Raw genomic sequence first — 11,108 nt, 5'->3', positions numbered from 1 at the left:
CGCCGGGCGTGCCGCCGTTCCCCCTGATGCACGTCAACACCACCTGGAAATTCCAGGAGATGATCAAGTTCCGCGATGAGATGGCCGCGGAAGTCGGCATGGAACTGATCGAGCACATCAATCAGGAAGGTGTCGAGGCGAACATCAACCCGTTCGAGCACGGCAGCGCCAAGTACACCGACATCATGAAGACCCAGTCGCTGAAGCAGGCGCTGGACAAGCATGGTTTCGATGCGGCCTTTGGCGGTGCGCGTCGTGACGAGGAAGCTTCACGCGCGAAAGAGCGTGTCTACTCCTTCCGTGACCAGTACCACCGCTGGGACCCCAAGAATCAGCGTCCGGAGCTGTGGAACATCTACAACTCCAAGATCAACAAGGGCGAGTCCATCCGCGTCTTCCCGCTCTCCAACTGGACCGAGCTGGACATCTGGCAGTACATCTACCTAGAGTCCATCAAGATCGTGCCGCTCTACTACTCCGCCGTGCGTCCGGTGGTGAAGCGTGACGGCCTCGACATCATGGTCGATGACGACCGTCTGCCGCTCAAGGAAGGCGAAGTGCCGGAGATGAAGTCCGTGCGCTTCCGCACCCTGGGGTGCTACCCGCTCACCGGCGCCGTGGAATCCACCGCCGCGACCCTGCCGGAAATCATCCAGGAAATGCTGCTGACCCGTACCAGCGAGCGCTCTGGGCGTGCCATCGATCACGATCAGGCAGGCTCCATGGAGAAGAAGAAGCGCGAAGGCTACTTCTAAGCGGCGGGCGCATCAGTATTGCGTTAGCCCGCAACGGCTACTGCACGATGTCAGGCAAGCAAGACTCAACGAAATTGACAGGACACGGGATGTTCGCAGCGCTGGAAGCCTCATGGGAGGCTCGCGCCGGACAGACCGGGTTCAGGGAGAATGACAGTGTCACACCAGTCAACGATGATCGCGGAAAACATCGAAGCCTATCTCAAGGAACACGAGCAGAAAGATCTGCTGCGTTTCATCACCTGCGGCAGCGTGGATGACGGCAAGTCGACCCTGATCGGTCGTCTGCTTCATGACTCCAAGATGATCTACGAAGATCAACTGGCCGCCATCACCCGTGATTCCAAGAAGAGCGGCACCACCGGCAAGGTGGATCTGGCGCTGCTGGTCGATGGTCTGCAGTCAGAGCGTGAGCAGGGCATCACCATCGATGTGGCCTATCGCTATTTCTCCACCGACAAGCGCAAGTTCATCATCGCCGATACGCCGGGGCACGAGCAGTACACCCGTAACATGGCCACCGGTGCCTCCACCGCGAGCCTGGCGATCATCCTGATCGATGCGCGCTATGGCGTGCAGACCCAGACCCGCCGCCACAGCTACATCTGCTCGCTGCTGGGTATCCAGCACCTGGTGGTCGCGGTCAACAAGATGGATATCGTCGACTACTCCCAGGAACGCTTCGACGAGATCGTCGCGGACTACCAAGCGTTCGCCAAGGACCTGGAAGTCCCGGATATCCGCTTCGTGCCGCTGTCCGCACTGGAAGGCGACAACGTCGTCTCTCTCAGCGCCAATACCCCGTGGTATGACGATGCCGCCTACGAAGCGCGTCCGCTGATGGACATCCTTGAGACCGTCGATGTCACCGAGGACAGCAACCTGACCGACCTGCGCTTCCCGGTGCAGTACGTCAATCGTCCGAACCTCAACTTCCGTGGCTACTGCGGCACCCTGGCCGCCGGCACTGTCTCACCGGGCCAGCAGATCAAGGTACTGCCGTCCGGCAAGACCTCCACGGTCGAGCGTATCGTCACCTTCGACGGCGATCTCGACATCGCCTGGCCGGGCCAGGCTGTCACGCTGACACTGACCGATGAGATCGACATCTCGCGCGGCGACATGATCGTGGCGGTGGATTCCGACATGGAGCCCTGCACCGCCTTCACCGCGGACGTGGTGTGGATGCACGAGAACCCGCTGGTGGTCGGCAAGGAATACGAGCTCAAGCTCGGTACCTCCAGTGTCATCGGTCGCGTCGGGCGCATCATTCACCAGACCGACGTCAACACCATGGCGCGCAATGAAGCGGAGAACATCCCGCTCAATGGCATCGCCCGCGTGCAGGTCGAGCTGACCCAGCCGCTGGCCATGGACAGCTACCAGCGTTCGCCACATACCGGCAGCTTCGTGTTCATTGATCGCCTGTCCAACATCACCATCGGTGCGGGCATGGTCAAGGAGACCCTGAGTGCCAGCAACATCGTGTGGCACGACATGGCGGTCACCAAGCAGCGCCGCGCCGAACGCAATAAGCAGAAGCCCTGCATCATCTGGTTCACCGGCCTGTCCGGCGCCGGCAAGTCCACCGCCGCCAACGCGCTGGAGCGTCAGCTGTTCGCCATGGGCTACAACACCTACCTGTTGGATGGCGACAACGTGCGTCACGGCCTGTGCGGGGATCTCGGCTTCAGCGAGGATGATCGCGCCGAGAACATCCGTCGTGTCGGCGAAGTCGCCAAGCTGATGGTCGATGCCGGCATGATCACCCTGGTCAGCTTCATCTCGCCGTTCCAGGCCGATCGCCAGACCGTGCGCGACATGGTCGGCACTGACGAGTTCATCGAAGTCTTCGTCAACACGCCGATCAGCGTCTGCGAAGAGCGCGATCCCAAGGGCCTGTACCGCAAGGCGCGTGCGGGTGAGATCAGCGACTTCACCGGCATCAGCTCCCCGTATGAAGCGCCGGAGAACCCGGAAATCGAGATCAACACGGGTGAACTGAGCCTCGAGCAGACCGCACTCAAGCTGGTCAGTCAGCTCAAGCACTACAACGTCATCGGCTGATGCATTCACGCCGATCAGCCCTCGTCGCAAGGCGGGGGCGTTTGCCGTTTCAGGACTTCCATATGACTTTATCCCGATTCAAACAGCGCTTGCCGCATGTCGTGCGTCTCGCGGCAGTCGCAGGCCTGGCAATGGCCATCACCGGTTGCGCAACCTCCTATCCGGAATCCACCGGTGCCGGCAGCACCAACCTGGCCAATCTGACCGGCGCTGCGTCGCTGCCGGCGGATGTCTCGTCATTTCTCGACAGCGCCGCCCCCGGCAGCGTGATTGCCGTGCCGACCAGCCCCTGGGGCAGCAATGTCGAGGTGGTCGCCCATGAGCGCTACTTCGCGGCCAGCGGGCGTATCTGTCGCGAGCTGACGGTCTCCAACAGTCGTGATCTGCCGAGCAAGGAGCTGGCCTGTCGTACCAGCAATGACGGCAAGGCCGGCGAGGGCACCTGGGTGACCCAGCGACTGGTGACCGGCCTGCTGGAAGAGGCGCGCTGATGCGCTTGCGGCACCTTCTCGCTGACAGGCCCGCCTCGGGACCAGCGTGAACCGACGACAACAGGGACAGGCTGGCGTGACCGGTACTGACATCCCTGATCAACACTGCACCATTTCTGCACTACGAGGGGCCTAGCCCGATGACAATTTCCAGATTCTTGCTCCGGGCCGGGTGCCTGGTGGCGGTAGCGTGCCTGAACGCCAGCCCTGCCATGGCAGCCGGCCTGGGCGGTGGTTCCATCCTGTCCAGCGACGACCAGGCCTCCAGCATTCCGCAGAAGACGGACAGTGTGGAAGACAAGGCGCGCGCCGACTGGCGCAGTGGCACCTACGGCCCGCTGACCTCACGGGAGCAGACCGACCCCGACTCTCTGCCGCCGTTCGGCGAAAACCTCTTTACCGGTGGTTTCCGCGGCATGATGGCCGATGGCCTCAACAGCAGCTACACCATCAAGCCGGGTGATCAGATCACCCTGCGCGTCTGGGGTGGCGTGGAGATGGAGTCTGTTCTGCCGGTGGATGCGCAGGGCAACATCTTCCTGCCGGGTATCGGCCCGGTGAGAGTGCAGGGCACCACCAATGCCCAGCTGGACGGCAAGGTACGCGCCGCCATCCAGGAGGTGTATCCGGAGAATGTCAGCGTCTATACCAATCTGCAGGGCGTACAGCCGGTGGGGGTCTTCGTCACCGGTTACGTCAAGAATCCGGGCCGTTATGCCGGTACGCCGAATGACTCCATGCTGTATTTCCTGGATCAGGCCGGCGGTATCGACCAGGCACTGGGCAGCTACCGCAAGATCAAGATCAAGCGCAACGGCCGCGTCATCAATACGGTCGATCTCTATGACTTCCTGATCAACGGCGAGATCGCCCGTCCGCAGTTCCGCGATGGCGATACCGTCGTCGTCGAGGAGCGTGGCCCGGCCATCAGCGTGGTGGGCGATGTCGAGCGTGACTATCGCTATGAACTCACCGATACCCGCCTGAGCGGCGAAGACGTGCTGAATCTGGCGCGCCTCAAGTCCGGTGTCTCGCACGTGCTGCTGCGCGGCTCGCGCTCCGATGGCCCCATCTCGCGCTATCTGCCGGTGGCGGAATTCCGTGGCGCTGACGTACGTGCCGGGGATGAAGTGCTGTTCAGTGCCGACCAGCGTGACGAGACCATCGTCGTGCAGCTGGAAGGCAGCTTCTATGGACCCTCACGCTATGCACTGCCGCGGGATGCTCATCTGGGCGAATTGCTCAACGCCGTCGGCGTGCCCAAAGGGCTGACCGACTACCAGAGCGTTTCCATCCGCCGCGAAAGCGTCAAGGAACAGCAGGCGCAGGCACTGCAGGACAGTCTCAAGCGTCTTCAAGCCACCTATCTCGGCGCGTCTTCCTCGACGACAGAGGAATCCGAGCTTCGTGTCCAGGAAGCCGCGATGATCGAAAAGTTCGTCGAGCAGGCCAAGAAGGAAGAGCCGACCGGGCGTCTGGTCGTGGCACGTGACGACGGCAACATCGCCGATGTGCGTCTGCAGGACGGCGATGTCATCACCATTCCGGAAGTCAGCGACTCCTTGCTGATCAGCGGCGAAGTCGTAGTGCCTCAGGCCGTGGTCTACACCCAGGGCATGACGGTGATGGATTACATCAACAGTGCCGGTGGCTTCACCCAGCACGCGGATGAAGACCAGATTCTGGTGGTGCGCCAGAACGGCGCCGTACGCCGTGCCGAGGAAGTCGAGCTGCGCTCGGGTGACCAGATTCTGGTACTACCGGAACCGCCGACCAAGAATCTGCAGCTGGCCACCAGCATCACGCAGATTCTCTATCAGGTCGCCGTCGCCACCAAAGTCGCGATAGACCTCTGATCATGGCCAGTGACATGAACGGTGACATGAACCCTCCATCGAATCACTCTACAGGTGACAACAAGAGCGGGCCCAAGGCCCGTTCCGCCTGGGCCGTGACGCGCAGTGTCTGGTTCGCCATGTTCATGCGTGAAGCCATCGGCCGCACCATGACTGATCGCATGGGCTGGTTCTGGATGATTGCGGAGCCGGCATTGCTACTGCTCGTGATGATCGGCATTCGCAGCTTCATTCGGGGTGACAAGCTCATCGTCAATGCCCCCTTCATCCCCTGGATGCTGGTCGGCATGATGGGCTTCTTCCTGATTCGCGAGGGGATGATGCAGGGCCTGGGCGCCATCAATGCCAACAAGGCGCTATTCGCCTATCGACAGGTGCATCCCATCGACGGCGTGCTGGTACGCAACGTGCTGGATGGACTGATCCGTACCGTCATCTTCCTGCTGTTCATGGTGGGAGGCCTGATGCTGGGCACGGATTTTCGCCCTGACAACGGCTTTCAGGCCTTTGGCGGCTGGTTGTCACTCTGGTTGTTCGGGCTGGGGCTCGGCCTGGTGACGTCCGTACTGGGCTCGCTGGTCCCTGAGGTGAGCAAGATCATCCGCATGCTCAACATGCCACTGCTGATTCTGTCCGGCGTCATCATGCCGCTCAACCAACTGCCGCATTACCTGCTGGAATACCTGATGCTCAACCCCATCGTTCACGGGCTTGAATATATCCGTCACGGCTTCTTTGAAGGTTATCAGGTGGTACATGGCACCAGCCTGACCTACTTCTGGGCATGGACCTTGTCTTCACTCGCGCTGGGGCTGTTGATGCACGTGCGATTCAAGGAGCGCCTGAAAAGCCAATGATTGAAATCCAGAATCTTTCCAAGCGCTATTACCACTCGCACTACAGCCAGAGTGATGATCACTGGGTGCTGAAGGATATCAATCTCATCATCCCGACAGGTGTCAGTGTCGGCTTGGTGGGGGCCAACGGCGCGGGAAAATCGACCCTGCTGCGCTTGATTGCCGGCATGGATACCCCACAGAAGGGGCGGGTGATACGCCACTCCAAGGTGTCATGGCCGATAGGACTGGCCGCCGGTCTGCAGAGCAGCATGACTGGTCGCCAGAACGTCAAGTTCGTCGCGCGCATGCATGGCACGGAATACGACATCAACAGCATCATCGAACGCGTGCAGGACTTCGCCGAAATCGGCCCGGCGTTCGACGAGCCGATTCGCACCTACTCCTCTGGCATGCGTTCCCGCCTCAACTTCGGGCTGTCTCTGGCCTTCGATTTCGATGTCTATCTCTCCGATGAGGCGACGGCGGTGGGGGATCGCTCCTTCAAGGCCAAGGCCTCCAAAGCCTTCAAGGACAAGGTCGGCCAGGCCAGTCTCATCATGGTTTCGCATGGGGAAGGCATCCTGAAGGAGCTATGTCAGGCCGGCATCTATCTGAAAGAAGGGCGGGCCTACTGGTATGACAGCGTTCATGACGCCATCAAGGCCTATCACGCGGACAGCGATGGCCCTCAGCTCGACAAGATGACGCTGCAGGCGCTGCAGAAGCTGCGCAAGGAACGTCGCGCCATGATGGAGGATGCCAAGCTGGCTCGAGAAGCTGCGGAAACGTTGCCGCCGCGCGAGAAGAAACCTTACGGTGATGCCCTGCGTGCCGCACGGCAAGCACTGCGGGAAGTGCGTGAGGAAATCGAATCTCGTCAGGCCAGGGCTTCGCGCACCACCAAAGACGCACAAGGCGAGTGAATTTCGCCTCGTGCAATGGCCACACAGAAACGTTCAGCACCCGCCGCCCTCAAGCGCACGCATCACACGACTCCCATCGACTTCACATCATTGCCGCCGGTGCACTCGGTGAGCGCCTTCAACGGGAATACGCATGACCTCATTTATCAAACGCTATCCGCAATGGGCCGTCGTTTTGCTGTCCATTGTACTCGTCGGTTTCTACTGGCTGGTATGGGCGGACGACCGCTACGTCTCCAAGGCGACAGTGGTGCTTGAAAGCCCACAGGTCAGCGCGTCCAGCGAAGTCAGCTTCGGCTCGCTGCTGTCCGGTAGTCAGACTGACAGTGACCTCTTGCTGCTCCGCGAGTACCTGATGAGCGTGGACATGCTCAAGAAGGTACAGGAAAAGCTCGATTTTCGGTCTCACTACAGCCAGCACGGTGACGTCTTTGCCCGCCTGGGCGATGCCGATGCGCCGATCGAGGAACTCCACGACTACTACCTGAAGCGCATCTCGGTGGAAATGGATGAGTACTCTGGTGTATTGAATGTCGAGGTACAGGCCTGGACACCGGAATTCGCACAGAAGTTTGCCAAACTGCTGCTCGAGGAAGGCGAACGCCACATGAATGAGATGGGGCAGCGTTTGGCGGAAGATCAAGTGGAATTCCTCGACAAGCAGGTCTCTCTGCTGGAAGACAACTTTGAGCAATCCCGGCAGGACCTGCTGGATTACCAGAACAAGAACGGCCTGGTCTCCCCGACCCAGACAGTGGAAAGCCTTAACACCGTCGTCTCCTCACTGGAAGCCCAGCTAGCCACCTACAAGGCACGCAAAAGCGCCTTGGCAAGTTATCAGAGTCAGCGTTCCAGCGAGATGGTGCGTGTGGAAAGCGAGATCAACGCTCTCAAGAAGCAGATTGACCTGGAGAAGGAACGCCTGGCTCGCCAGTCCGGCAATGCGCTCAACAGTGTCTCCAGCCAGTATGAGACACTGCAACTGCGCGCCGACTTTGCCAAGCAGACCTATTCCAACGCCTTGGCTGCATTGGAAAATACCCGTATTGAAGCGGCGCGCAAGCTGAAGCAGGTGAGCATTCTGCAGAGCCCTATCTTGCCGGAATATCCGGAACAACCGGAACGTCTTTATAACGTGACCATCTTCGGATTGGTCATGATCTTCCTCGGCTTCATCTTCAGTATGCTGGTCATGATCGTGAAGGATCATAGAGACTGATGTTAGTCGTAACGCCATAATTAAAATGCAGGGGTTTGGGATGAAACATTTCGATAATGGAACTCTCGAAAATGAAGTGATCAAGCAGGACGTAATTGTCAGCAATAAAGACAAAATCGCTTCAGATGTCGATGTTATAGATGTAACAGAGTCAGAAATGATTCAATCTTTTATCGATAGTATAGAAGGTGGATCAATCCATGGGTGGGCATATGTCCCAGCAAGACCTGATAAACGTCTAATGATACAAGCGTTCTCTGGTAATGAATTACTAGGTGAGACGGTCGCTGAAAATTATCGACATGATCTTCTCGTAGCTGGTAAAGGTGACGGAAAGCATGCCTTTGAGCTGAAGATAAAATCGCCTGCCTCAAAAGATATCGATAGTGAACAATTTTCTATAATGCTGATGGAGGCAGAAACTGGTAAAGCCCTTAATGATGTACCGCTGCTATTGAATTACCCGGAATCTATCAGCTTCGAATTTCATGGCTTGCAATGGGGGCACTTACAAGGAGAGTTGAGGGGCGCTGTACTGGATAGTGATCACTTGGGATTCAACCTGTTTGATAGTAATGGCCAGGTAATAGGTCAGTCCGGTGCAGTGAAAAAAGACAGTGGTTTATATGCATTCAATATTCCTGTACCGAAAATCCTGTGCGATGGTCAGTTACATGCCTTGACAATAAGCTTGCTAGGTGAACATCAGGCGGAAGCGACCTATGTCGATGTATTTCCGAGTATTATCACACCATGGGAGCACCTGACATCCAGCGCGAAAGAATTGAACTATTCAGTATTGTCCCGTACATCAGGCTATCGCTACGATTCATTTCAACGTCAGATTCAGGCTAATTCAGAAAATCCAGATTTAGTCAAAAATATCATGATCGCGCATGAGGTCATGATTGAGGGGTATGAAGGCAGGAAAGAATACCCTGTTTTATCGCTTCCCGCAGTGAAATCTCCGGATGTCACAATTGTAATCCCAGTGCATAACAAATTCTCCTTGACATATCATAGCTTGGCTTCGTTAATTCTGGCATATAACAAGGCTACCTACGAAGTTATCGTGGTTGACGATTGTTCTACTGATAAGACGATTGAGTTATCTGAACTTGTCAAGAATGTTCGTGTGATTACAAACGAGCATAACTTGGGTTTCTTGCGTAATTGCAACAAGGCTGTCAAGGAAGCCTCTGGGACATATGTTGTCATGCTCAACAATGACACCGAAGTCACTAGCGGTTGGTTGGATGAGATGATTGGCACCTTCAATCGATTTGAGGGTGTTGGTATGGTTGGCTCGAAACTTATCTATCCGGATGGCAAGCTCCAGGAAGCGGGTGGCATCGTATGGGGCAACGGGCAGCCGTGGAACCTGGGCAATCAAGGTAATTCACAGGCACCTGAATGGAATTATGCTCGACAGGTGGATTATCTCTCCGGTGCCTCGTTGATGGTACCGCGGAACGTTTGGGAGGAAGTTGGAGGATTTTCTGACGAGTTTGCACCGGCGTACTATGAGGATACTGATCTCGCCTTCAAGATTCGTGATCATGGCTATAAAACTGTGTACGCACCGTATTCGGTAGTTGTACATTTTGAAGGCATGAGCAATGGACGTGATGAAAGTCTGGGTATCAAGAAGAACCAGGTGATCAATGCACCCAAATTCCGTGCCAAGTGGGTTGATAGTTACATGGCTAACGGACAACCTTCATTCGCTAATGTACCATTCCACAAAGATCGTGGTGTAGCCTACCGTGTATTGATGATTGATTATGCAGTGCCACGGCCCGATCATGATGCTGGCTCGTATGCTGCAATACAAGAAATTCGCATGTTGCAGGCTAATGGCTTCAAAGTCAGTTTCGTGTCCGAGAATATGGCACATATGGGCAAGTATACGGATTCTTTGCAAAAGATGGGGGTAGAGTGCTTCTACGCACCATTCCAGTCTTCGGTGAGTCAAGTACTTGAATCTCGTGGTAACGAATTCGATGTTGTCTATATCACTCGTTATGACGTTGCAGAACGCCATCTCCCAGCGGTCAAGCAATTCACCTCAGCCAAAGTCTTGTTTAATAACGCAGATCTGCACTTCTTACGTGAATTACGTGCCGCCTTGGCTTCCAAGCAGAAAGACTTATCGGGTCCACTTTCAACAAGAGATCGTGAATTGGCATTGATGCGTCAAGTTGACGCTATCTTGTCTTATAACCCGACTGAACATGCCGTCATCATGAGCCACAATTTGCAAGCTGATAACTTGCATATCTGCCCATGGGTCCTGGATGGTCGAGGACACAAGACTCCGTATGAAGCTCGCTCTGGTATCGCCTTCCTTGGAGGATATCGTCATGTTCCTAACGTAGAAGCAGTGGAGTTCTTTGTCGAAAAGGTCATGCCACTATTGCGTAAACGCCTCCCGGGGGTTGCATTCCATATCTATGGTAGCTCAATACCCGCTTCCTTCGAGAAATATGCCTCTGACGATGTGATTCTTGAAGGCTTTGTTGAAAACCTTGATGATGTTTTTGAAAGTGCTCGTGTGATGGTCGCTCCCTTACTATCTGGTGCGGGCATCAAAGGTAAGGTACTGGAAGCTATGTCAGCAGGAATCCCGCAGGTGTTGACTCCTGTAGCGGCAGAAGCGACCGGTTTATCACATGGCGTCAGTGCCATGATTGTGGAAGCCCCTCAAGCTTGGGTAGAGGCCATTGCTGAGCTTTATGAAAATGAACATCGCTGGAAGCAGGTTAGTGATAATGCGCTTTCATTGGCACGAAATAACTTTGGCTTTAATTCCGGGGTAAAAGGAATGGCTAAGGCACTTGAAAGTATTGAGATATATCCACCGAGTTCTAGAAAGCCTCTTGTATCAGTGTGAATCTTTATAGGTAGAAGAGGGGTGGGGCCCTCTTCTACTTTATAAATTAAAAGCCTAAATTTTAA

Annotated in this window: 8 protein-coding genes; all 8 read left to right on the top strand. The window is 56.1% G+C overall.

The features are described 5' to 3' along the window. On the top strand, window positions 1-755 hold a 755-nt coding region (gene cysD, locus HXS65_RS13970; RefSeq protein ID WP_176494210.1), incomplete at its 5' end, for a sulfate adenylyltransferase subunit CysD. A gap of 150 nt (window positions 756-905) precedes the next feature. Further along, window positions 906-2,822, top strand: a complete 1,917-nt coding sequence (gene cysN / locus HXS65_RS13965; RefSeq protein WP_375782215.1) for a sulfate adenylyltransferase subunit CysN — start codon at window positions 906-908, stop codon at window positions 2,820-2,822. Between the two features lie 62 nt (window positions 2,823-2,884). Next, window positions 2,885-3,313, top strand: coding sequence for a DVU3141 family protein (locus HXS65_RS13960; protein ID WP_233593289.1), 429 nt, complete (start codon window positions 2,885-2,887; stop codon window positions 3,311-3,313). 140 nt (window positions 3,314-3,453) lie between these two features. After that, entirely contained in the window at window positions 3,454-5,169 is a 1,716-nt protein-coding gene (locus tag HXS65_RS13955; RefSeq protein WP_176494208.1) for a polysaccharide biosynthesis/export family protein, read from the top strand. Between the two features lie 26 nt (window positions 5,170-5,195). Then, on the top strand, window positions 5,196-6,026 hold the full coding sequence (locus HXS65_RS13950; protein ID WP_176494207.1) for an ABC transporter permease: 831 nt from the start codon (window positions 5,196-5,198) through the stop codon (window positions 6,024-6,026). Beyond that, complete coding sequence (locus tag HXS65_RS13945) at window positions 6,023-6,931, top strand: ABC transporter ATP-binding protein (protein WP_176494206.1); 909 nt, start codon at window positions 6,023-6,025, stop codon at window positions 6,929-6,931. Before HXS65_RS13950 ends, HXS65_RS13945 begins: the two co-directional genes overlap by 4 nt. Window positions 6,932-7,064: 133 nt before the next feature. Next, window positions 7,065-8,150 (top strand): chain-length determining protein, encoded by a 1,086-nt coding sequence (locus tag HXS65_RS13940; RefSeq protein ID WP_176494205.1) that lies wholly within the window; start codon window positions 7,065-7,067, stop codon window positions 8,148-8,150. A gap of 40 nt (window positions 8,151-8,190) precedes the next feature. After that, window positions 8,191-11,043, top strand: a complete 2,853-nt coding sequence (locus HXS65_RS13935) for a glycosyltransferase (RefSeq protein ID WP_176494204.1) — start codon at window positions 8,191-8,193, stop codon at window positions 11,041-11,043. Window positions 11,044-11,108 lie beyond the last annotated feature (65 nt).

Source organism: Cobetia sp. 5-25-4-2 (genome assembly GCF_013374075.1).
Taxonomy (GTDB): domain Bacteria; phylum Pseudomonadota; class Gammaproteobacteria; order Pseudomonadales; family Halomonadaceae; genus Cobetia; species Cobetia marina.
Note: the sequence above shows the minus strand (reverse complement) of the source record. Positions and strands in the feature narration are given on the sequence as shown.

Bases quoted from the DNA above. Each gene is read 5' to 3' on its own strand.
- HXS65_RS13950 (WP_176494207.1), top strand. From the start codon at position 5,196: ATGAACCCTCCATCGAATCACTCTACAGGTGACAACAAGAGCGGGCCC.
- HXS65_RS13955 (WP_176494208.1), top strand. From the start codon at position 3,454: ATGACAATTTCCAGATTCTTGCTCCGGGCCGGGTGCCTGGTGGCGGTA.
- HXS65_RS13940 (WP_176494205.1), top strand. From the start codon at position 7,065: ATGACCTCATTTATCAAACGCTATCCGCAATGGGCCGTCGTTTTGCTG.
- HXS65_RS13945 (WP_176494206.1), top strand. From the start codon at position 6,023: ATGATTGAAATCCAGAATCTTTCCAAGCGCTATTACCACTCGCACTAC.
- HXS65_RS13935 (WP_176494204.1), top strand. From the start codon at position 8,191: ATGAAACATTTCGATAATGGAACTCTCGAAAATGAAGTGATCAAGCAG.
- cysN (WP_375782215.1), top strand. From the start codon at position 906: ATGACAGTGTCACACCAGTCAACGATGATCGCGGAAAACATCGAAGCC.
- HXS65_RS13960 (WP_233593289.1), top strand. From the start codon at position 2,885: ATGACTTTATCCCGATTCAAACAGCGCTTGCCGCATGTCGTGCGTCTC.